Raw genomic sequence first — 21,888 nt, forward strand, 5'->3', positions numbered from 1 at the left:
CGTGCGAACAGTCCGATCAGACGTCGTAGTAGAGCTCGAACTCGTGCGGGTGCGGGCGCAGCCGCACGGCGTCGATGTCGGCCCGCTTCAGCTCGACCCAGGTCTCGATCAGGTCGGGGGTGAAGACGTCGCCCTGCAGCAGGAACTCGTGGTCGGCTTCGAGCGCGTCGAGCACACCACCGAGGCTGTCCGGCACGGTCGGCACGTTCGCGTGCTCCTCGGGCGGCAGCTCGTAGAGATCCTTGTCGATGGGGGCCGGCGGCTCGGTCTTGTTCTGGATGCCGTCGATGCCGGCGAGCAGCAGGGCCGCGAACGCGAGGTACGGGTTCGACGACGGGTCGGGGCAGCGGAACTCGACCCGCTTCGCCTTCGGGTTCGAGCCCGTGATCGGGATCCGCATCGCGGCGGAACGGTTGCGCGAGCTGTAGACCAGGTTCACCGGAGCCTCGAAGCCCGGGACCAGCCGGTGGTAGGAGTTCACGCTCGGGTTGGTGAACGCCAGCAGCGACGGGGCGTGAGCCAGGATGCCGCCGATGTACCAGCGGGCGATGTCGGACAGCCCGCCGTAGCCCGCCTCGTCGTAGAACAGCGGCGAGCCGTCCTTCCACAGCGAGGAGTGCACGTGCATGCCCGAGCCGTTGTCACCGAAGATCGGCTTCGGCATGAAGGTCGCGGTCTTGCCGGCCGCCCAGGCGGTGTTCTTGATGATGTACTTGAACTTCTGGATGTCGTCGCCCGCGGACAGCATCGTGTTGAACCGGTAGTTGATCTCGGCCTGGCCGGCGGTGCCCACCTCGTGGTGCGCGCGCTCGACGACCAGCCCGGAGCCCTCCAGGTTCTTCACCATCACGTCGCGCAGGTCGGCGAAGTGGTCGACCGGCGGGACCGGGAAGTAGCCGCCCTTGTAGCGGACCTTGTAGCCCCGGTTGCCACCCTCCTCGACCCGGCCGGTGTTCCAGGCGCCGGCGACGGAGTCGATGGCGTAGTAGCCGGTGTTCTGCTTGGTCTCGAACCGGACGTCGTCGAAGACGTAGAACTCGGCCTCGGGCGCGAAGAAGGCGGTGTCGCCGATCCCGGTGGATGCCAGGTACGCCTCGGCCTTGCGCGCGATGTTGCGCGGGTCGCGGCTGTAGGGCTCCTTGGTCAGCGGGTCATGCACGAAGAAGTTGATGCAGAGCGTCTTGGCGGCCCGGAAGGGATCGAGGTACGCCGTTGTCGGGTCCGGCAGCAGGGCCATGTCGGACTCGTGGATCTTCTGAAAACCGCGGATCGAGCTGCCGTCGAAGGCGAGACCGTCTTCGAACACGGCCTCGTCGAACGAGCCGGCCGGAACCGTGAAGTGCTGCATGATGCCGGGCAGGTCGCAGAACCGGATGTCGACGATCTCGACACCCTCGTCCTTGATGTAGGCCAAGAGCTCCTCGGCGCTGGTGAACATTGAACCTCCGCTGACTGGCGCGCACGCGCGCAGGTGAGATCGGGTCCGTGCCGGTGGACACGGCTGGCTGGACGAGCGCGAGACTATCGCCCTCGGTAATCGCCGAACATACGGAGATCCCGTTTCCACGGCGTTGCGCGATTGTTTCGCGAATGTGACACAGCCTGTGCCCCGAACACTCGCCCTTCGACCGGCTCAGCGCGGGTCGAACGTGCCCTGAGCCTGTCGAAGGGCATTCCACAGCCCTGCGACAGGCTCAGGGAGCGCCATCAGAGGATGTGCAACATCTCCTGGTACGTCGGCAGCGGCCACAGATCGTCGGCCACCAGACCCTCCAGCGCGTCGGCGGCGGCGCGGACGTCGGCCATCGGCGGGATCAGCTCGTTCTTGGCCTGGGTCGCGTGGTCGAGCGAGGAGGCCTCCTCGCTCTCGTGCGCAAGCGCCCCCTCCAGTGCCGCCAGACCGGCGGTCAGCTTGCCGATCTGTGCGGTCACCTCGTCCAGCATGGTCCGATCGGCCGGGATGTCGACCGCGCTCAGCTTGGCCACGTTGTCCGCGAGCAGTGCCTGGTAGCGCAGCGCGGCGGGCAGGATCGCGGTTTTGGCCACCTTCGCGGTCTCAGCTGCCTCGACGTGGACGCTGAGGACGTACTGCTCGAGATAGACCTCGTGGCGGCTGTGCAGTTCCCGCGGACTGAGCACCTTGTACTTGTCGAACATCGCGATCACGGCAGGATCCTGCAGCTCGGGCAGGGCGTCCGGGGTGGTGCGCAGGTTCTTCAGACCGCGCTGCGCGGCCTCCTCCTGCCAGGCCTGGGAATACCCGTCTCCGTTGAAGATGACCGCGCCGTGGTCGGTGACGATGCCCTCCAGGACCGCCTGGATCGCGTCGTTGAACTCGACGCCCGCGGCCAGCTTGGCCTCCAGCTCGGTGGCGATGAAGTCGATCGAATCAGCCAGCATGGTGTTGATCGCCACCATCGGGCCGGAGATCGACTGGCCCGACCCGGGCGCACGGAACTCGAACCGGTTGCCGGTGAACGCGAACGGGCTGGTCCGGTTGCGATCGCCCGGGTCGGCCTTGAGCTTGGGCAGCGTGTCGACGCCGACCTCGAGGGTGCCCGCACCCTTGGAGCCGGTGGCACCGCCCTTGGCGATCTGGTCGTACACGTCCATCAGCTGGTCGCCCAGGAAGATGGAGATGATCGCCGGCGGCGCCTCGTTGGCGCCGAGCCGGAAGTCGTTGCTGGCCGACGCCACCACGGCGCGCAGCAGGCCGCCGTAGAGGTGGACGCTGCGGATGATCGCCGCGCAGAAGGTCAGGAACTGGGCGTTCTCGTGCGGGGTGTCGCCGGGGTTCAGCAGGTTGCCCTGGTTGGCGTTGCCGAGCGAGAAGTTCACGTGCTTGCCGGAGCCGTTGACACCGGCGAACGGCTTCTCGTGCAGCAGGCAGGTCATCTGGTAGCGCTCGGCCACCTTCTTCAGGGTGGTCATCATCAGCTGCTGGTGGTCATGGGCGAGGTTCGCCTTCTCGAACAGCGGCGCGATCTCGAACTGGCCCGGTGCGACCTCGTTGTGTCGCGTCTTGGCCAGGATGCCCTGCTTGAACAGCTCCCGGTCGACCTCGATCATGAACGCCAGCACCCGCTCCGGGATGGCGCCGAAGTAGTGATCGTCGAACTGCTGGCCCTTGGCCGGCTTGGCGCCGAAGAGCGTACGTCCGGCGCTCATCAGGTCCGGCCGGGCGAAGTAGAAGTGCTCGTCGATCAGGAAGTACTCCTGCTCCGCACCCGCGAACGACACGACGGTGTCGACGTCGGTATGGCCGAACAGCTTCAGCAGCCGGGCGGCCTGCGCGCCCATCGCCTGCTGGGAGCGCAGCAGCGGGGTCTTCTTGTCCAGCGCCTCGCCGGTCCAGGAGACGAAGATCGTCGGAATGCAGAGGGTGTTGCCGTTCGGGTTCTCCAGGATGTACGCCGGGCTGGTCACGTCCCAGCCGGTGTAGCCGCGGGCCTCGAACGTGCCGCGGATGCCGCCGTTGGGGAAGCTGGAGGCGTCGGGCTCGCCCTGGATCAGCGTCTTGCCGGTGAACTGGGCCAGCGAGGAGCCGTTGCTGTCCGGCTCCAGGAAGGAGTCGTGCTTCTCCGCGGTCAGGCCGGTCAACGGATAGAAGACGTGCGCGTAGTGGGACGCGCCGTTCTCCTGCGCCCAGTCCCGCATCGCCGACGCGACCGAGTCGGCGATCGAGGGGTCGAGCGGAGCACCCTTCTCGATCGTGGCGAGCACGGAGTTGTAGACGACCTTCGGCAGCCGGCTCTTCATCCGGGCGAGGTCGAAGACGTTCTTGCCGAACAGCCGGCCGAGCGGCTCGGCGAAGTCCTTGTCCGGGATCTGGTACGCCGTCACGGCCTCGATCGCGCCGTGCCGGGTATCGCTTCCACTCATCGGCTTGCTCTCCTTGGTTGGGCTCGCAGTCGCGCTGGACGCTACGGCCCGTCCTTTTCCGTCCGGTTGCGGTGGTGTAACCGTCGTGCGCGGGTGACCTCGCCCGTCCCGCCGCCGGGCCGGGTAATCTCGCGAGGTGGCCGAGAAGACGTCGGTGGACGCCGAGGAGGAATACCCCGGCGAGCGGCTCGGGCTGCCCGAGACCGGTCAGGGGTCGCTCGCGTCCTGGCGGTCCCGGATCGCCGCGCTGATCTTCGACTGGGCGGTCTCGATGGCCATCGCGGTGGTGTTCTTCGGACGAGGCGTGCTGACCGAGAGCGACTGGCGCAGCTGGATGATCCTCGCCGTGTTCTTCGTCCAGACCGGCACCGGGACGATGCTGTTCGGCAGCAGCGTCGGCCAGCTGCTGGCCAAGATCGCGGTGGTCCGGCTGGACCGGGAACCGCTCGGCCCGCTGCGGGCGTACGGCCGCGCCCTGCTGGTCTGCCTGGTGCTGCCGCCGCTGGTGATCGGTGCCGACCGCCGCGGCCTGCACGACCTGGCTGCCGGCACCGCGGTGATCAACCGCCGCTGACCCATCCCCTGAGTTGTCAGCATGTGAGCACGCCTTAGCGTGCTGAAATGGTGACAACTCGGGGAACGGTGGCGGTGACCGGGGCGGCCGGAATGATCGGGCGAAAGCTGGTCGCCCGGCTGGTGGCCGACGGTGGGCTGAGCGACGGTGTGCGGGAGCTGGCGATCGAGCGGCTGAGCCTGTACGACGTGGTCGAGCCGGCGCCGATCGAGGGCTGGTTCGGCCCGGTCGATCGGGTGGCGACGGACCTCGGCCCGACCGGCGCCGCGGAGGCGGTGGTCGCCGGCCGGCCGGACGTGATCTTTCACCTGGCCGCTGTCGTCTCCGGCGAGGCGGAGGCCGACTTCGACAAGGGCTACCGGGTGAACCTGGACGGCACCCGGGATCTGCTGGAGGCGATCCGGCGCGCGCACCTCACCGAGGGCTATACGCCACGGCTGGTGTTCACCTCCTCCATCGCGGTCTACGGCGCACCGCTGCCGGACCGGATCCCGGATGCGTACCCCGCGACACCGCGGACCAGCTACGGAACCCAGAAGGCGATCGACGAGCTGCTGCTGGCCGACTACACCAGGCGTGGCTTCGTCGACGGGGTCGGGATCCGGTTGCCGACCATCTGCATCCGCCCCGGCAGGCCCAACCTGGCCGCCTCCGGCTTCTTCTCGAGCATCCTGCGCGAGCCGCTGGCCGGGCAGGAGGCGGTGCTGCCGGTGCCCGAGGACGTACGGCACTGGTTCGCCTCGCCGCGTTCGGCGGTCGGCTTCCTGCTCAGGGCGGCAACGATCGACTCCGCCCTGATCGGCCCGGATCCGACGCTCGCCATGCCGGGTGTCAGTGCCACTGTCGGTGAGCAGATCGGGGCGCTCCGCCGGATCGCCGGGGACGCGGCGGTCGCCCTGATCCGCCGGGAGCCGGACCCGGCGATCGCCCGGATCGTCGCCGAGTGGGCCCCGGGGCTGGAGGCTCGCCGGGCCCGCGAGCTGGGCTTCACCGCCGATGCCTCGATGGAGGAGATCATCCGGGCCCACATCGACGACGAGCTCGGTGGCACGCTCAGGTGAGGTGTCGGGTCTCAGTTGGCGACGGCGTGCTGCGAGCCTGACAACTCCGGCTTCGGGGCCGCAGAGCCGGACACCCGATCCCTGGACAGCAGCTGCCGGCCGACCAGCAGGGCAATGGTGAACACGACCGCGGTCAGCCCGAAGCCGACCGTGATCGCCCAGGCGGCGCTCTCCGGCGACGGCGCCCGGGTGCCGTGGTGCTCGATGCCGAGGACGACCGCGCCGATCAGCGCGACACCGAGGGTGCCGCCGATCTGCCGGACGGTCTGCATCAGGCCGGCCGCCTGGCTCCGCTCGACCGGTGCCACCCGGCTCAGCGCGTCGGTGTTGGTCGGCGAGATCATCAGGCCCAGGCCGAGACCGGTGATCGCCATTCCCGGGACCTGCGGGCCGTAGCTCAGCAGCGGTAGCGTCGCCGCCCACAGCGCGACCCCGACGACGGCGAGAGCCAGACCGGTGAGGACCGGTGGCCGGACCCCGGACCGGTCGTACCACCGACCGCCGACCTGGGCCGCGATCGCGATGCCGGCGATCAGCGGCAGCGCGCAGAGCCCCGCGACCATCGGGTCCAGGCCGAGCAGGTCTTGGACGTAGAGCGAGCTGAACAGCACCACGGCGAGCAGGCCGAACTGGACCAGCCCGATCACGATCACGTTGCCGACGAACGTACGCCGGGCGAACAGCCGGACGTCGACCAGCGGGTCGGACGAGCGGAGCTGGCCGAGCACGAACCAGGCGGTGACCCCGACGCCGGCGACGAGCAAGATCAGGGTGGCGGGTGAGGTCCAGCCCCAGACCGTGGCCTGCTGGATCGCGAGCACGGACGCGCCGATCCCGATCACGAGCAGGGCGACCGAGCCGAGCCGGATGGCGGCGTCCGCGTTCCGGGTGTTCTCCGGGCGGGCGATCCGGACCATGATCAGGGCGGCGAGCCCGACCGGCACGTTGAGCCAGAACACCAGGCGCCAGGAGAACTCCTGGGTGAGGAATCCACCGAGCAGCGGCCCGACCGCGAGGAACACCTGACTGATCCCGGTGTAGACCGCCATCGCGCGGCCGCGCCTGGCCGGGCCGAAGGCGCCGATCACGATCGACGCCGAGACCGGCATCATCAAGGCGGCGCCGGCGCCCTGCAAGGCGCGTGCGGCGATCATGGCCGGCTCGCCCCACGGCCCGTGCGGCACGAGGCCGCACAGCGCCGAAGCGACGAAGAAGATCGTCACCCCGGCCCGGAACGTGCTGACTCCGCCGAACCGGTCGCCCAGCTTGCCGCCGAGGGCGACGAGCGATGCCATCGCGAGGACGTACGCGTTGACCACCCACTGCTGACCGGTGGGGGACAGCGGCAGTTCCCGGCTCATCGACGGCAGGGCGACCGTGACCACGGTCTGGTCGAGCATGATCATCGAGAGCGAGCCGGTCATCGCGACCAGCACCAGCCAGGGGCTGCGTGGAGTGGACATCGTTCGTTCCCGCCTGTGGATCGTTTCCGAAGCTGACAGTCAGAACGATGGCCGGCGCGACTCTCGCCGCACTCTCACGCCACTCTCACCCGGAGGATCAGAGGATGGCGCCGGGGTTGAGGATCCCTTGCGGGTCGAGCAGGGCCTTCACCTGGCGGTTCAGCTCCATCACCCGGGAGCCGAGCTGGGTCGGCAGCAGCTCCTTCTTCAACCGGCCGATGCCGTGCTCGCCGGTGATCGTGCCGCCCAGCGAGATCGCCAGCTCCATGATCTCGGTGAACGCGATCGCTGCCCGATCCTTGGCCGCCCCGTCGGTCGGGTCGAACACGATGGTCGGGTGCGTGTTGCCGTCGCCGGCGTGGGCGACGACCGGGATCGCCAGGGCGTGGTTGGCGGCGATCTTCTCGATCCCGGCGAGCAGGTCCGGCAGCTGCGGCACCGGTGCGCCGACGTCCTCCAGCATCAGCGCGCCGCGCCCCTCCAGCGCCGGGAAGAACGCGCGCCGGGCCTCCACGAACAGCTCGCCCTCCTCGGGGTCGTCGGTGCTGAAGCACTCCGTTGCCCCGTACTTGGCGCAGGCCGCCTCGGCGATCTCGATCTCCGCGCTGCAGGCAGCGCCGGGCGCGTCGGACTGGATCACCAGCAGCGCGCCGGCGGTCCGGTCCAGGCCCATCGTGCGGGCGTCCTCGACGATGTTGATCGAGGCGTTGTCCATCAGCTCCACCATCGACGGCCGGGTCACCAGGCCGATCTCGACCACGGCCCGGGCGGCCGACTCGGCGTCGGGGAACGTCGCGACCAGCGTCGCCCTGGGCGGCTGTGCCGGCACCAGCCGCAGGATGGCCCGGGTGATGATGCCGAGGGTGCCCTCGGAGCCGACGAACAACTTGAGCAGGGACAGCCCGGCGACATCCTTGATCCGTTTGCCGCCGAGGACGATCTTCTCGCCGTCGGCGAGCACGACGTCCAGGCCGAGGACGTAGTCGGTGGTCACGCCGTACTTCACGCAGCACAGCCCGCCGGCGTTGGTGGCGATGTTGCCGCCAATCGAGCAGATCTCGTACGACGACGGGTCCGGCGGATACCACAGGCCGTGCTGGGCGGCGGCCGCCTTCACCTCCGCGTTGAACGCGCCCGGCTCGACCACCGCGACCCTGGTGGTGGTGTCGATCTCGATCGCCCGCATCCGCTCCAGTGAGACGACGATGCCGCCGTTGGTCGCGCTGGACCCGCCGGACAGGCTGGTGCCCGCGCCCCGCGGCGTGATGCCGACGTGGTGCTCGGCCGCCCAGCGGACCACGGCCTGCACCTGCTCGGCGTCGGTCGGCCGGACCACCGCGATCGGGGTGCCGGCGTCGGGGTCGCGGGACCAGTCGTACCGGTAGTTCTCCAGCGTCGCCGCCTCGGTGACCACCACACCGTCGGGGAGCAAGGATTTCAGGGCGTCGACATCGACCATGCCGCCAACCTAGTACGCATCCCGCATCGGCCCCGTTCCGCGGAAACTGTGCGGTTGTTGCAGTTGCCGTCGGCGTGTCGCTGCAACAGCTGCACAGTTTCCGGTGGGGGCGCGAGAATCGGCACCATGCCCGAGTACGAGCAGGTCGAGTTCGCGAGCGTGGCCGAGCTGCGGCGGTGGCTGGCCGAGAACCACGCGATGTCCGCGGGCGTCTGGGCGGTGTACGGCAAGAAGAACGCCGGCGAGCGCTGGATCCCGTACGAGCAGGTGGTCCGGCAGGCGCTCTGCTTTGGCTGGGTGGACATCCGCGGCCGCGGCCTGGACGAGACGAGGACCCAGATGCTGCTCACCCCGCGCCGGGCGAAGAGCAGCTGGGGTGCCCCGAACCGGCGCCGGGTGGCCGAGCTCGAGGCCGAGGGCCTGATGGCCGAGGCCGGCCGGGCGGCGGTCGAGGCGGCAAAGGCCGGTGGCACCTGGGAGCCACCGGCCTGAGCGCGCCCGTCGCGTCGGGTAGATACGCCCGTCAGCTCGACGTCCCGTAGACCACGGCACCGCTGAGGCCGCAGAAGGCCGTGAGCACCATCTCCACGGCGGCCGAGCCGCCCACTGTGGCCTCGACGATCTCGTCGGAGAGCAGCGGAGAGAAGCCGGGAGCGACGTTGTTCAGCACCGCGACCGCGTAGTCGGCGCCGGACGGCGTCTCGGCCAGCGAGGCGCCGATCACACCGGTGACCAGGGAGAACAGTCCGGCGCCGGCCTGCACCCAGAGCAGCGAGTCCTTGACGGTGCCGGCCTCGTCCTTGGCGTACTTCTTGGCCTTCAGCAGGTGGTCGACGTAGATGCCGGCCATCGCAACGAATGCCGGTACGACGCCGAGGATCCACGACGCGAAGATCATCTGAGCGTGGTTGTCGCCCTTCACCGGGTTGGCGAACGTCGGCACGTCGCCGTCGGTCATCGGCGGGGTCAGCCCCGCGACGATGACCGGCGCAGCGATGTCGATCGCGGCCAGGAACATCGGCGGCTCCTTCTGCGCCGCCGTGTACCCCGCGGCGATCACGTCGAAGAAGGCCCAGACGCCCATCACCGATGAGCCGGTGAACTTCAGGTCGGACTGGGCGTTGCCGGCCAGCCCCTTCCCCGAGCGGGTCGCCTTGACGCCGTCGAACGGCCGGCTGTGCGATCCGTGCGCGACCTTGTAGGCGAGCGCGGTCGGGAAGGCCAGGATCATGGTGGCGACCGACCGCATCTCGATCTTGCCCAGACCCGCCAGGGTCAGCAGCTCGCCGACGATCTTCATCGAGCCGACGTTGGTCGCCAGCATGTCGCCGACGACCTTGACCAGACCCGCGAACAGGTCGAACACCGTGTCCACCGCCGCCCGGGCCAGGGTGAACACGCCGTGCAGCATCTCGCTGACCCCGTTCAGCAGCATCGAGATGCCGACGGTTCCGGCCTTGTCCGGATGGGTCACGATCGCGGTCAGCGCCTTCGCGAAGTCGGCGAACGCCTTCGCGAAGTCGGCGAGTGCCGTGCCGGCGGCACGGACCAGATTGTCGATCAGGGTCTTGACGTCGGCCCCGGCCAGGTCGGGGGTGTTCAGCCCGCCGCTGGACAGGGCGTGCTTCACCTTCCGGAAGAACCAGTCGCCGTGCGGGTGGGCGTCCGGATCGGCGGCGTCGCCGGGCGGGTTGACGGCGTCGAACTGACGCAGGATCCGTGGTCGGCGAGACCCGAGCGCCGCCGGCGGGTTGGTCGCGATGTTCGCCAGGGTGACCTTCGGCCCGAAGCGGGCGCGGATGGCGTCGAACTGCCGCTGGATCGCCGCCTCCTGGCTGGTCAGCCACCGGTCGACCGCGTCCTTCTGCTGGACGATCTCGGTGCCGACGAAGGTGCAGCAGTCGTCCAGCCAGCCGCTCAGCTTGCCCGCGACGTACGCCGAGTCCTTCAGCAGTCCCACCACCTCGGCCTCGAGCCACTTGACCACGTGCACGATGTCGGCGGCGAGCTTGTTGAACGTGGCGTGCAGCACGTGGGCCGCGTCCTCGACGGTCTTGACGATGACCTGGACGACGTTGTCCGCCCAGTGCGCGAAGTCGGCCGCGAGCTGCATCACCTTGTTCGCCACGTCGACGACGATCTTGGTGACCTTGACCGCGCCCTTCTTGATCGCGTGCATCGCGTCGTGGAACCAGTTGTTGATCGCCGCGCCCTGCGCCTTGACGCTCAGCCGGGTCGGCGGGTGGGGGTGCCGGTGGCGGTGATCGCGCAGGTGGGCCCGGTTGCCGTCGACCCGGCCGAGGGTGGACGAGACCGCGGCGGACGATCCCGCGGCGCCCCAGGTTGCCGCCTGGGTCATGGTGGCGAAGGCATCGCCGGCGGCGGCCGCGTCGCCCGCGCCCGGTGCCACGGTGATCCCGTCCGGCGTCTTGGCGTTGGTCAGACCTGCCGGGCTCAGCGGGTCGAGATAGTTCAGCTTCTGCTTGGTGTCGCCCGACATGTACGCGTTGACCGGGCCGCTCGGCTGGACGCTGGCCGGGGTCTCCAGGCCGTCGGTGCTGATCGTCAGCGTCGGCGCGTACAGGCCGTCGGCGAGCAGCGCCACGACCGCGTCGCCCTGGTCGTCGGTGGTCAGGCTGACCGGTTCGGTGCCGAGCACGACGGACCGCGTGCCGGCGGCATCCTCGATCGTGGCCGGTGCGGCGCTGGAGGCGGTGATCTTCAGCGTCGCCCCGGCGACGGCAGCATTCCAGGCCACGTCGGACAGGGTCAGGGTGACCCGGTAGGCGGAGTCCTGCTGCAGCGATTCCGCCGGCAGCTGCAGCTCGGCGTCGACCCAGCGCCCGCTGACCGGGTCCTTCTCCAGGGTCTGCAGGACGTGGTCGGTGCCGATCACCATCAGCTCGTTGCCGGTCGACGCAGCGGCCTGGCTGGTCATCGTCGCCACACCGGGCTGAAGCGGAATCAGCGGCGTGTACGCGGGGTGCCGGGAGTCGTCGGTGGACTTTGCCTGCTCGATCTGGCGCAGCACGTGCAGGGTGTCGCCGAGCACGACGAAGATGTCCAGCAGGACCGTCGCGCCGCCGGTGGCACCTGACTGCGATCGGGGGACCAACGCCGTCGACACCGGGATCTCGCTCGGACCCTGGGTGATCGAGCCGGGCAGTCCGAGATCGGTCCAGACCCACTTCGTGTACGGCAGGTACGGGTCGTAGGTGACCGCCCACAGTCTCGGGTTGCCCGCCACGCCGCCGTCGAAGCTGCGCTCGGTCCAGACCAGTGCGGTCGGCATGTCCTTCGAGCCGAGCGTGCTCAGGTATTCGACCCGGGTAACGGCCAGACCGCCCTCGGGAGGCTGCGGCAGTCCGCCCAGCCTCGTCTCGGGAGAGGACGCCGTCAGCACGCCGCCGGTCAGCTTCGCGGTGCGGATCTGCACGGTCGGCTGGTCGGTGTCGGGGAAATAGAGGTGGATGGTCCGGGCGACCTCGACGTCGGGCAGGGACTGCGCGATCACCGCTGCCCAGCCGCCGTTGCGGGTGGGGTCGTAGGTGAAGTGGGTCATCGACCCGCTCTGCCAGGAGGTGAGATCGTAGGCCGGGTTGGTGCCGAGGAAGTGCAGTTGTGCGTCGTCGGAGTTGGAGTCCCAGTCGCTGGCCGGGACCATGGCGGCGATCAGCAGCCCGCCGTCGACGCTCAGCGAGACCTGCAGCCCTCCCGCCTTCGCCGACCACGGCACGGTCCGGGTGGCGAAGGTCGTCGAACCGGGCAGCATCGTCTGGGTGGCCACGGTCAGCAGGTCGCTCGGCGTCGGGTTCCTCGGGTCCGTCGACTTCACGTAGCAGACGGTGAGCACCGGCGGCCGCGACGTGCCGCCTGCTCCGCTGACGCCGGCCACCATGTCGATCACGTCCTCGGCGTCCGGCAGCGGGTTGACCTGCCAGCCGCCGGGCTGGGTCGGGTCGCGCAACACCTGCTTGACGACCCCGTCCTGCAGCACGATCGCCTCGACCAGGCCGTCGGACCTGCTGTAGGCCACCACCTTGTCCTTGTCGGGATCGATGCTGTGGTTCTGGACCAGGAAGTAGTCCTCGCTCAGCTCGCACACCGACGCCAGCTGATACGGCTTCGTCGGGGCGTACGGCTGGGCGCCGGCGAGGCGGGCGCCCCCTCCGGTCCGGTCCGGTCGGCGAAGCGGCGCCGATCCGGTGACGGGTCGGCCGATGACGGACTGGGCATCGGATCCGGCGTCGGCGCAGCCGACGACGGTGCCGATCCCGACCGCACCGAGCACGCCGAGGAAGCCTCGGCGGCTCCATCCCGCTCCGGCCGAGCCGGAGTCGGTGGTCTGGCGCGGTCCGAAGGGAGTGGTGTTGTTCATGGCGCTGGTTCCGTTCCGTCCTGGTCGGTCCGTGATCGGTTTCGACCACGACGCAACCTTCGGATCGCGCGCTCTCGGGAGACTCTCGTGGCACTCGCGCGAACTTGCGCGGCCGGCGCCGCCGGAGTCGACGGGCGCGAGCGCGTCGTCGCCCTCCCGGCGAACGACGCCGACGATACGGTGAGCTACCTCCTCGTCTCGAAGCCGACGTCGGAGGTCAAGAGGCAGTCCAACACCCCTCCGCCGGGTGGGCGGCGGAGCCGGAAGGAGTCGATCATGACCGACCCAGCCGGGTCCGGACCGCCGGCGTCGCCCGGGCGTCGCTCGGGGCTCGGCGGCTGGGTCGGCGCGGTGCTCGCCGGGTGCGGGGTGGCGCTCTTCGCCCTGCTCCGTGCCGCGTACCTGATCACCGGTGAGATCCATCTGCTGCCGGCGCTGGTCGTCGTCGGGACGTCGACCGTTCCGGTGGGCTTCGCGGCCTGGCTGTGGAGCCGCTACCCACCGATGCTCGCCGGGCGGCGCGTGCCGTCGGCCGGGGCGCTGGTCGGCGCAGGGCTGGCGGGCGGAGCCTTGGCGCTCGCACTGTCCGGGCTGGGGGAGTACGCCGCCATCGGCACCGGCTCGAGCGTCTCCCCACTGGTGGTCGGCACGGTCGAGGAAGTCGCGAAGCTGATCCCAGCGGTAGCGCTGGTGCTCTGGTACGCCCGGATCACCGCCGATGCGGGCCTGCTTCGGGTGGGACTGCTGTCCGGCGTCGCGGTGGGCGCCGGCTTCGCGGTGCTGGAGACCCTCGGTTATGCCTACGCCGCCGCGCACGAGCAGGATGCTTCGCTGGCCACGGTCGATCAGCTGCTGCTGGTCCGCGGAATCTTCAGCCCCGCCACGCATCTGACCTGGACCGCGCTCGGCGCTGCGGCTGCGGCGGGACTGGTGCTCGCCCTGCAGCGTCGGCGCGGTGTTGTGCTCGCGGTCGCCGTCTTGGTCGGCACAGTGCTGGCCGTGATCGCCACCCACGCGGTCTGGGACCGGTCCGAGACGGTGCTGGCGCATGTCGCGCTCGCGGTGGTCGGGCTGACCGCGCTCTGGCTGGTGGACTCCCGGCTCGGGCGTTCCACAACCGGGAGTCGCCGGACCGGCTGAGGCAACGTCGAGGCGCGGCAGCCGGACCGGCTACGTGGTCCGCGCGCGGTCGCGAGGGCCGGACGCGCGCCGACGTACGCTCCGCGCGGCGACGAGCTGGGCCGGGATGATCAGCAGCAGCGCACCCAGGCCGAGCCGTGGTGCGGCCACCGAGATCGCGCCGGCGACGACGAGGGCGCCGGCCGCGGCCCAGCTGGTCGCGACGAAGCTCTCGAGATCGGGTGCGGCGCGGTCCCGGAGCTCGGGGTGGCGGTGCAGATATCGAGCGAGGGCCACGGTCAGGAGCGAGGCGGCCAGCAGCGAGACGATGTAGAGCGTGGCGTAGCCCTGGTGCAGGTCGGAGTCGAGCAGCGAGGTGGGGAACGGCAGGAAGACGATGGTCGCCAGCCAGATGGTGTTCAGCTGGACCAACGTCGTGGTGTGGCCGCGCAGGGAGGTCAGCAGGGTGCGATGGGCCGACCAGTAGTTGGCGATCACGGCGAACGTCAGGCCGAAGCCGAGCAGGGCGCCACGATTGTCCGCGAGCAGGGACCAGACGTTCTCCCCGGCCGGGTGGATGTCGGTCAGCGGGAGGACGAGCAGGGTGATCGCGATCGCGATCACCCCGTCGCTGAAGGAGATCAGCCGGTCGGTGCCCGGCTGGCCGTCCGCTGTCTCCGCGCCGGCGGCGTCGCGGGCGGTCGCGCCGGCAGCAGGCTCGGTCGTCATCGACGACCGGCCGGCTCGGGCCGGGTCACGGCGTCGGTGCCGGACGCACTGGAGGCGCCGCCCGCGTCGGTTGCGCCGGTCCGCGGGCTGACCGCGTGCCAGACGACCAGGGCGAGGCCGACGGTCGGGATGGCGACGTCCATCACCAGCAGCAGGCCGGTGTTGTTCACGGCGTAGTCGTGGTTCGCGATCACCTGGTAGACGTGACCAGCGGCGGCGCCGTAGCCGAAGATCGCGGTGGCGATCACGACCGCGACCTTGCCGCGGAACGGGGCGTGCCGGCCGTGCAGGATGAACGCCATCACCGCGACCCCGAGGCTGCTGAACGCGAGCTCGAGCTGGAATGGGCTCTGGGCCCAGCCGATCGAGGCGGCGGCGAAGTCGCCGAACACGGAGTGCATGACGAAGTTGATCGCCTGGGCGACGCCGATAGCCCAGAGGACGTACGCGTTCAGCAGCAGGCCGCTGGACGACTCTGGGGTCCGCGGCCCGCGGTGCCGGGCGACGGCGACGAGCCCGACGATCAGGCCGATCGCGAAGCAGGTCGTCATGTAGTTGCCGATCAGGGCGGCGATGAGTGAGCCGATCATGGTGGGTTCCCTTCGTGCTGAGCTGAGGCGGTTCCTCACCGATGACTCTGCGGTACGCGACTTGCGGCGATCTCACGCCGGACTTGCGCGCGCGTCACGGGCGCCCGGAAGCCCGGGCGCTCCTCGTTGACCCGTCACCGCGGGTGACCCCGCATCCGGCGACTCACGGCTACTGCGCGACCTCATCCGGGCACGCTGGCTGCGTTGCCGACGCTCGATGGACCGCCAGTCCACCCTCGCGCCGAGCGCCTTGCCAGGCACACCCGTCTGATGCCGCTCGCGACGCCGTCAGTCGGTGGATCCGGGTTAACGTTGCGCCGTGCGGATCCGTGACCTGGGATCGCCGATCGTCGAGATCGAGGGTCGATCCACCGACCTCGGCGCCACGAAACAGGGTGCCCTGCTCGCGAGGCTCTCGCTCGAGCTCGGTCGTGCAGTGAGCTCGGACGCGCTGATCGCGGCGGCCTGGGGTTCCGACGCCGTCGTGTCGACCGCGCGGCTGGACTCCCAGCTGTGGCGGCTGCGCAACCTGCTGGAGCCGACCCGGGGTCGAGCGTCCTCGGTGCTGCTGAAGTCCGGTGCCGGCTACCGGCTGGCGGCGTCGCCGGAGGTGGTCGATGCCACCCTGTTTGTCCGGTTGGCCGAGAACCTCCCCGCCGTGGACGATCACGCGTCGTCGGAACGCAACCTCGTCGGAGAAATCGACGAGGCACTGGGCCTGTGGCGCGGGCGTCCGTACGAGCCGATCTCCGACCTGCCCGACGTCGTACCGGCGGTGACCAGGCTGGAGGAACTCCGCAGCGACCTGGCCGAGCGCCGGATCTCGGCCCTGATCGGCGCCGGCCAGCCCGGCCGGGCGCTGGCCGATCTCGAGCCGCTGATCGCCGCCACGCCCTATCGCGAACGGCTCTGGGCTCAGCGGATGCGGATTCTCGCCGGAACCGGCCGGATCGAGGAGGCGCTGGCCGGCTACCAGCGGATCCGCGAGCTGCTGCGCGACGAGCTGGGCCTGGACCCGGGACCGGAGCTGACCGACCTGCACGCCAGGCTGCTGTCCGGTGATCTCGAGGACGATCCCGCGCTCCGGCCGGCCGGGTTTCCGATCGTGGTCGACGCGGCCTCGCCGGCCCCCGAGACGCGACCGTCGGCGCCCGAGGTCCACCTGCCGCGACGCGCCACCCGGCTGGTCGGCCGATCGGGCGACCTCGATCGGATCCGATCGCTCGTCGGCGCGTATCCGCTGGTCACCCTGGTCGGGGCAGGCGGCTGCGGTAAGACCCGGCTGGCGGTCGAGGTCGCCACCGTGATGGCGCCGGACTACCCGGACGGGGTGTGGTTCGTCGACCTGGCCGCCGCGGCAGAGGAGTCGCTGGTGCCGGACGTCCTCAGCTCGACGTTCGGGCTCGGGGCGTCGGCACTCGGCGATCCGCTGCTGGCGATCCAGAACTACCTGGCCGACAAGCGGGCCCTGCTGGTGATGGACAACTGCGAGCATGTGCTGGCGAGCGCGGCGGCCGGCGTCGAGGCGGTGCTCGGCTCGGGCGGCGCGAGCACGGTGCTCGCCACCAGCCGGGAACCCCTGGGAATCGACGGGGAGATGGTGTGGTCCCTGTCGCCGTTGTCACTGCTCGAGCCACCGGCCGACGGTGCGGGCGGGACCGGCGCCGGCCACTCCCCGGCGGTCGAGCTGTTCCTCGAACGCGCCCGCGCGGCGAGGCCGGATCTCGATCCGGAGCCCGCCGGCCTCGACGCCATCGGCCGGATCTGTCGTGCGGTGGACGGCCTTCCGCTGGCCCTCGAGCTGGCAGCGGCGCGGACCAGGATGTTCGGGCTGGAGGAGATCCTGGATCAGGTGGTCGGCGATCCGAGCCGGCTGGGCAGGATCGGGCGGGGCCGGATCGCGCCGGGCCAGGTCGGATTGGAGCCGGCCGGACGGGGTCGGGCCGACCATCGCAACACCCTCTACGACGCGATCGAGTGGAGCTATCGGCTGCTTGACGAACCGGAGCAGGCACTCCACCGCCGGCTGTCGATCCTCCCCGGCGAGTTCTCGCTGACAACAGCCGCAGGCGTGGCGGGCGGAGAGTCGGACCGCGCGACCGTCGCCGACGGGCTCGCCGTTCTGGTCAACAGCTCGATGCTGATCACTCGGCGATCGCGCCAGCACGCAACCCGCTTCGCGCAGCTGGAGACGGTTCGGGCGCACGCCCGGCGACGACTCCTCGATGGCGGGGAGGCGAACGCGCTGAGCCGCCGACGCGACGAATGGGTGCGCGGCGTGCTGGGCCGGCGACCGAGAGCCGGCACGGCCGACGAACCCGCGTGGTTCGAGGAACTGGACGATGCGTACGGCGTGATTCGGGCGTGCCTGCAGGATCAGCTCCGGGGAGACGGCGATCCGGAGCTGGCCCGGCTCGGCGCCGAGCTGACGACGTACTGGTACTACCGGCACCGGCTGATGGAAGGCGGACGGTGGCTTGAGGCGCTGCTGGCCCAGGGCCCGCCAGCACGAACCCCGGCCGAAGCCGGCATCCGGGCCATGCGGCTCGCCGCTGTCTACTACCTCCGGACCCGAGCCGATCTCGCGAGACCGTTGCTCGTCGTGGGCCTCGACCAGATCGGCACGATCGCCGAGTCGGACGTGATCGACGTGGCAGAGACCATCGCCTGCCTCGCCGGCACCGCCTGGGGGCGGGAGGAGAACCAGTGGCTGGTTGCGCTGCACGACCGGCTGAGGCCGCTGGCCGTGCGGGCAGGCGATCCGCAGCTCGCGGTGCTGACCGAGATGGTCGGCTCTGTCGCTCAGTTGCCGCTACGGCCGCTGGAGGTCAGCAAGACCGAGGCGGCAGCCCTGTTCGAGCGGGCCGGTGAGATCGGCAACCTGTTCGCGCAGTGGATGGCAGCGTTGGTCCGGACCTCGGTCGCCATGATCGAGCAGGACCCGGTCGACGGGATCGCATGGATACGCCGCCTGGTGCCGATCCACCTGCGGCTCGGCAGCGGGGGCGGTTGGGTGTTTCTGGAGACGCTCGGCAACTTCGCCGCCATGACATCCGACTATTCCGAGGCGGCTCGGCTGTACGCCGGTGGCGCCGCGCTGGCCCATCGCGCAGGCACCGTGTGGCCGACCCGAGCACCGACCGCGGCCCTGATCGAGCGGACCAGAACGGCGCTGGGGGCCGGCTTCGAATCGGCCGCGGCCGCGGGAGCTTCGCTGACGCTGGAGGAGGTCGCCCGTGGCTGGACGACGGCGGACGACCCCGGCTGACATCGCGGATCCCGGGCCTCGGGGAACGGAGCGAGATCCCCGCGACCCCGAGAGCCGCGATGCCGCAGCATCGGTCAGATAGACGACGCTGTGCTCGACCTGCCGGCTCCGGGCGCGACGACCCGTCCGGCGATGGTCTCCGAGTGGCGTCACGGCTCGCGTGAGTCCGCGCGAGTCGAGCGAAAGCCCGACGACAGTGCGACACGAGTTCGGCGAAAGGGCCCCGGCCGAGGGTGGTGGTCATCAGCTCGTCCGCACCCTTCGGAGGAACCATGAACACCCACCACCAGCCGGGGCGCGCCGCGCACGGCGTACGTCGTCGGCTCGGCGTCGCGGCGGCCACGGTCGCCGCGCTCGCCCTGCTCACCACCGCCTCGGGCTGCAGTGCCGACGCGGCGGACCCCCAGGACCTGATCGGGTCCGGTGCTCGGCAGGGCGCCGGCTCGGCCGGCTCGCCCGCCTGTCAGCCCCCGCCCTCGCCGACCGAGTTGCGCTCCGCGCAGTCCGTTGCGCTCGGCGGAGACAAGGAGACCAACCCGTTCATCGCGTTCATCGGCGCCGTCGGCGAGGAGGCCGGCACGTTCGGCGAGGACCAGGGGCTGGGCTGGCTGCTGAACGTGATCACCGGCGGTCAGAAGGACCAGACGCCGGAGGAGATCGCCGCCCTGACCAAGGACGTCGACGCCAAGACGGCTGCGCTGCAGACCCAGATCACCAATGTCTGCAACCTGCTCGACGACAAGCTGGGCACGCTGGAGACCAACACCACCCGGGAAGCCTACGATCACGACGCCGGCGTCGCCGACGGTCATGCCGGCAACATCAACACCTGGTGGCGCGAGTATCAGGCGATCGTCAAGGCCCTGCAGAGCGGCACGAAGGTGGACGACCTCGGCACCGACTACCTCAAGGACCTGGCCGCGATGCGGGACAACCTGCCGACGGAGATGGACCAGATCCACGTCAACCTGATGCCGAGCACCGGCGGTGCCGAGGGTGCGATCGTCGAGTACGCGCACCTGCTGTCCGACCAGGCCGGGTATTCGCCGACCAAGGTCGCCCAGTACCCGGGAACCCATGTCTTCCCCGCCAGCTACGTGAACTCGGCCTACGACATGACCGATTACTACACCAGCCAACTGGCCCTCGGCATGTATCTGTACTCGGAGGTCACTCACCTCGCGTTCCCGAATGTGAATTCCGACGCCCACCCGTACACGGTGCAGCCGACGCTCGCCTCGGACTACGCGACGGTTCTCGCCGGCTATGCGAACGACTTCGCCAGGCAGGCATCGGCCGGCACGGACAACTACCTGAAGACCGGGATCGGCCGGATCCCGGACGGCACGGTGCTGGACTACCGCGACAAGGCCCACCCACGGCTGTGGTCCGACAAGCCGGTGACGCTGCTCGGCGACTCCTCGGCCACCGCCGGTTACTGCCCGACCGTCTCCACGCTGTGCTACCTGCGGACGTACGACAAGGACGACAACCTCGGCGACCTGCGGGTGACCCGGCCGTCCTGGGCGCCGCTGCCGGCGATGATCGACGCCACCCAGTGGGGCGGCATCGACGGCTGGCGGGTCCCGACGAGCGACGACTGGACCGCGGTCCAGGCCGGTGCCGGTTCGGCTGGCCTGACCGCGACGGCGGACGCGATGGGGATGACGATCTTCGACCGCAGCTCGACCACGCTGCATGTGAACGGCGTGGACAGCACGGTCCAGGCCGTCCGGCCCACGCTGGTCGACATCGGCACCACCAATGCACCGCATTACGGGCTGATGACCTCGGTCGACGCGAAGGACACGGCCCTGACCTCGCGCTCGATCCTGTCGACCAGCACGAACGGCGAGGGCGGTTCTCTCTTCCTGGTCCAGGACTTCGTCCCCTCGACCGCGTCGCCGCAGCCGGCACCGATGGCGGTGCGCAAGGCCCGGCCCGTCCGGCCGGTGAAGGGCAGGCATGGCGGGCTCGGCCTGGACGGCCCGAAGACGTTCGACGACGCGACGAGCTGCCAGGCCTACACCGTTCCGGCCGGCGCGTCGGCGGTCACCGTGACCGCGACCGGCGGCAGCGGAGCCGACGGGGTGCAGAACGGGAACGGCTCCGCATCCGGCGGCCGGGGCGGTGTCGTCACCGCCACCATCCCGGCGGCGGCCGGCACCACGCTGTACGTCCGGGTCGGGGTGAACGGTTCCGGAACCGCCGGCACGGCCGGCGGCGGCGGAAGCGCCGGGGCGGCCGATCCGGTCCTGTTCGGCAGCAAGCCGAGCAGCGGTGGGGCCGGCGGCGGGATGTCCGGGTTGAGCTCGTACGACAACTGCGCCAGCTTCCTGCTCGCCGCCGGTGGCGGCGGAGGCGGGGGAGCGGGGCTGACCATTCCCGAGTCGATGACCGGCGGCAAGGGTGGTGACAGCTGCCTGATCAGCGGTTCGACGGCCGCCGTCGACGGCACCTGCTCGCCGGCAACCGACGGCGCCGCCCATCTGAAGGTGTCGAAGGGCTCCCAGCCGTACGGCGACTCCGGCGGCAAGGCCGGCGGCGGTCCCGGCAAGGCCAACGGCGGCGCGGCCGGCACCGCGAAGCCGTACGACGAGACGACGTACAACCAGCCCGGCACCAGCGCCACCGGCATTGCCGGCGGCAACGGAGGCGGCAACGGCAGCCAGAGCGCGCACAGCTTCGGTGGCGGCGGCGGTGGCGGCGCCGGCTACCTCGGCGGGGGCGGTGGCGGCGGTGGCGGCAACATCGGCGCCGGTGGTGGCGGCGGTGGCGGCACCAGCTTCGTCGTGAACGGGCTGCCGACGAATGGCAGCTTCTCGCTGGCCGCGAAGGGCACGACTCCCTCGGTAACGATCACCCCGGTCGCGGCTCCTGTCGTGCTGCAGTCGTCGACGACCGGCGAGGTGGCCAACATCGCCGGCGGGTCGAACGACGACGGCACGCCGCTGATCCAGTACCCGCGGATGGGCGCCTGGAACGAGCAGTGGCGGATCACGCCGCTGGACGACAGCGCCTCCGGCGAGTTCAGCATCGTCAACCCGACCGACAGCAAGTGCCTCGCGGCGTCCGACGCCTCGCAGAATGGCCAGATCCGGCTGCAGACCTGCACCGGAAAGACCGGCCAGCGCTGGCGGCTGAGCGCCGGCGGCGACGGCACCGCGGCCGTCGTGTCCGCCATCGACGCGCCCGGCAGCGGTCGCCTGGTGCTGAGCACGGACCGCGGCTATCCGACGGTGGGCGGCGCCAGCCTGACGCTGGCCCTCGACACGTCGGCGCCGGGTCAGCGCTGGTCGACCATTGCCGCCGGGTGGTGATCACGACCCACTGACCCGCCGAGGATCCCGGCGCAGCCGAGACTC

General features: G+C 70.5%; 13 protein-coding genes. 6 read left to right on the forward strand and 7 right to left on the reverse strand.

Going from position 1 to position 21,888, the window contains the following annotated elements:
• Positions 1-16 precede the first annotated feature (16 nt).
• Both glnA and ABD747_RS09750 read right to left on the reverse strand, forming a co-directional pair.
• Positions 17-1,438 (reverse strand): type I glutamate--ammonia ligase, encoded by a 1,422-nt coding sequence (gene glnA, locus ABD747_RS09745; RefSeq protein WP_344803859.1) that lies wholly within the window; start codon positions 1,436-1,438, stop codon positions 17-19.
• A gap of 269 nt (positions 1,439-1,707) precedes the next feature.
• Positions 1,708-3,882 (reverse strand): glutamine synthetase III family protein, encoded by a 2,175-nt coding sequence (locus ABD747_RS09750; protein ID WP_344803861.1) that lies wholly within the window; start codon positions 3,880-3,882, stop codon positions 1,708-1,710.
• Positions 3,883-4,018: 136 nt separating this feature from the next.
• Here ABD747_RS09750 and ABD747_RS09755 point away from each other — a divergent pair, with 136 nt between their 5' ends.
• The gene (locus tag ABD747_RS09755) at positions 4,019-4,456 is read left to right on the forward strand and encodes an RDD family protein (protein ID WP_344803863.1); all 438 of its coding nucleotides are present in this window, start codon (positions 4,019-4,021) and stop codon (positions 4,454-4,456) included.
• A gap of 47 nt (positions 4,457-4,503) precedes the next feature.
• Positions 4,504-5,517 carry a D-erythronate dehydrogenase gene (gene denD / locus ABD747_RS09760; protein WP_344803865.1) on the forward strand — a complete coding sequence of 338 codons (1,014 nt, stop codon included), beginning with the start codon at positions 4,504-4,506 and terminating at the stop codon, positions 5,515-5,517.
• Positions 5,518-5,528: 11 nt separating this feature from the next.
• Here denD and ABD747_RS09765 read toward each other — a convergent pair whose 3' ends face one another.
• Positions 5,529-6,980, reverse strand: coding sequence for a DHA2 family efflux MFS transporter permease subunit (locus ABD747_RS09765; RefSeq protein ID WP_344803867.1), 1,452 nt, complete (start codon positions 6,978-6,980; stop codon positions 5,529-5,531).
• A gap of 97 nt (positions 6,981-7,077) precedes the next feature.
• On the reverse strand, positions 7,078-8,439 hold the full coding sequence (locus tag ABD747_RS09770; RefSeq protein ID WP_344803869.1) for an FAD-binding oxidoreductase: 1,362 nt from the start codon (positions 8,437-8,439) through the stop codon (positions 7,078-7,080).
• Between the two features lie 126 nt (positions 8,440-8,565).
• On the opposite strand from ABD747_RS09770, the gene ABD747_RS09775 reads away from it, so the two are divergent.
• Positions 8,566-8,931: a YdeI/OmpD-associated family protein gene (locus ABD747_RS09775; protein ID WP_344803871.1), complete on the forward strand. Its 366-nt coding sequence runs from the start codon at positions 8,566-8,568 to the stop codon at positions 8,929-8,931.
• 31 nt (positions 8,932-8,962) lie between these two features.
• Here ABD747_RS09775 and ABD747_RS09780 read toward each other — a convergent pair whose 3' ends face one another.
• A complete protein-coding gene (locus ABD747_RS09780; protein ID WP_344803873.1) occupies positions 8,963-12,817 on the reverse strand; it encodes a hypothetical protein in 3,855 nt (1,284 codons plus the stop codon).
• Positions 12,818-13,093: 276 nt separating this feature from the next.
• Between ABD747_RS09780 and ABD747_RS09785 the strand changes: the two genes are divergently transcribed.
• Entirely contained in the window at positions 13,094-13,957 is an 864-nt protein-coding gene (locus tag ABD747_RS09785; protein WP_344803875.1) for a PrsW family glutamic-type intramembrane protease, read from the forward strand.
• A gap of 30 nt (positions 13,958-13,987) precedes the next feature.
• Here the strand turns inward: ABD747_RS09785 and ABD747_RS09790 are convergent, their stop codons facing one another.
• Positions 13,988-14,665 (reverse strand): TMEM175 family protein, encoded by a 678-nt coding sequence (locus tag ABD747_RS09790; RefSeq protein ID WP_344803877.1) that lies wholly within the window; start codon positions 14,663-14,665, stop codon positions 13,988-13,990.
• Positions 14,662-15,255 (reverse strand): DUF6790 family protein, encoded by a 594-nt coding sequence (locus ABD747_RS09795; RefSeq protein ID WP_344803879.1) that lies wholly within the window; start codon positions 15,253-15,255, stop codon positions 14,662-14,664. Before ABD747_RS09795 ends, ABD747_RS09790 begins: the two co-directional genes overlap by 4 nt.
• Positions 15,256-15,574: 319 nt before the next feature.
• On the opposite strand from ABD747_RS09795, the gene ABD747_RS09800 reads away from it, so the two are divergent.
• Together ABD747_RS09800 and ABD747_RS09805 are read left to right on the forward strand one after the other, a co-directional pair.
• Positions 15,575-18,523: an AfsR/SARP family transcriptional regulator gene (locus ABD747_RS09800; protein WP_344803881.1), complete on the forward strand. Its 2,949-nt coding sequence runs from the start codon at positions 15,575-15,577 to the stop codon at positions 18,521-18,523.
• Positions 18,524-18,795: 272 nt separating this feature from the next.
• Complete coding sequence (locus ABD747_RS09805; RefSeq protein WP_344803883.1) at positions 18,796-21,843, forward strand: RICIN domain-containing protein; 3,048 nt, start codon at positions 18,796-18,798, stop codon at positions 21,841-21,843.
• Positions 21,844-21,888 lie beyond the last annotated feature (45 nt).

The organism is Microlunatus ginsengisoli, assembly GCF_039537205.1.
Taxonomy (GTDB): Bacteria; Actinomycetota; Actinomycetes; order Propionibacteriales; family Propionibacteriaceae; genus Microlunatus; species Microlunatus ginsengisoli.

Bases quoted from the DNA above. Each gene is read 5' to 3' on its own strand.
- glnA (WP_344803859.1), bottom strand. From the start codon at position 1,438: ATGTTCACCAGCGCCGAGGAGCTCTTGGCCTACATCAAGGACGAGGGT.
- ABD747_RS09750 (WP_344803861.1), bottom strand. From the start codon at position 3,882: ATGAGTGGAAGCGATACCCGGCACGGCGCGATCGAGGCCGTGACGGCG.
- denD (WP_344803865.1), top strand. From the start codon at position 4,504: ATGGTGACAACTCGGGGAACGGTGGCGGTGACCGGGGCGGCCGGAATG.
- ABD747_RS09765 (WP_344803867.1), bottom strand. From the start codon at position 6,980: ATGTCCACTCCACGCAGCCCCTGGCTGGTGCTGGTCGCGATGACCGGC.
- ABD747_RS09770 (WP_344803869.1), bottom strand. From the start codon at position 8,439: ATGGTCGATGTCGACGCCCTGAAATCCTTGCTCCCCGACGGTGTGGTG.
- ABD747_RS09775 (WP_344803871.1), top strand. From the start codon at position 8,566: ATGCCCGAGTACGAGCAGGTCGAGTTCGCGAGCGTGGCCGAGCTGCGG.
- ABD747_RS09780 (WP_344803873.1), bottom strand. From the start codon at position 12,817: ATGAACAACACCACTCCCTTCGGACCGCGCCAGACCACCGACTCCGGC.
- ABD747_RS09785 (WP_344803875.1), top strand. From the start codon at position 13,094: ATGACCGACCCAGCCGGGTCCGGACCGCCGGCGTCGCCCGGGCGTCGC.
- ABD747_RS09790 (WP_344803877.1), bottom strand. From the start codon at position 14,665: ATGACGACCGAGCCTGCTGCCGGCGCGACCGCCCGCGACGCCGCCGGC.
- ABD747_RS09795 (WP_344803879.1), bottom strand. From the start codon at position 15,255: ATGATCGGCTCACTCATCGCCGCCCTGATCGGCAACTACATGACGACC.
- ABD747_RS09805 (WP_344803883.1), top strand. From the start codon at position 18,796: ATGAACACCCACCACCAGCCGGGGCGCGCCGCGCACGGCGTACGTCGT.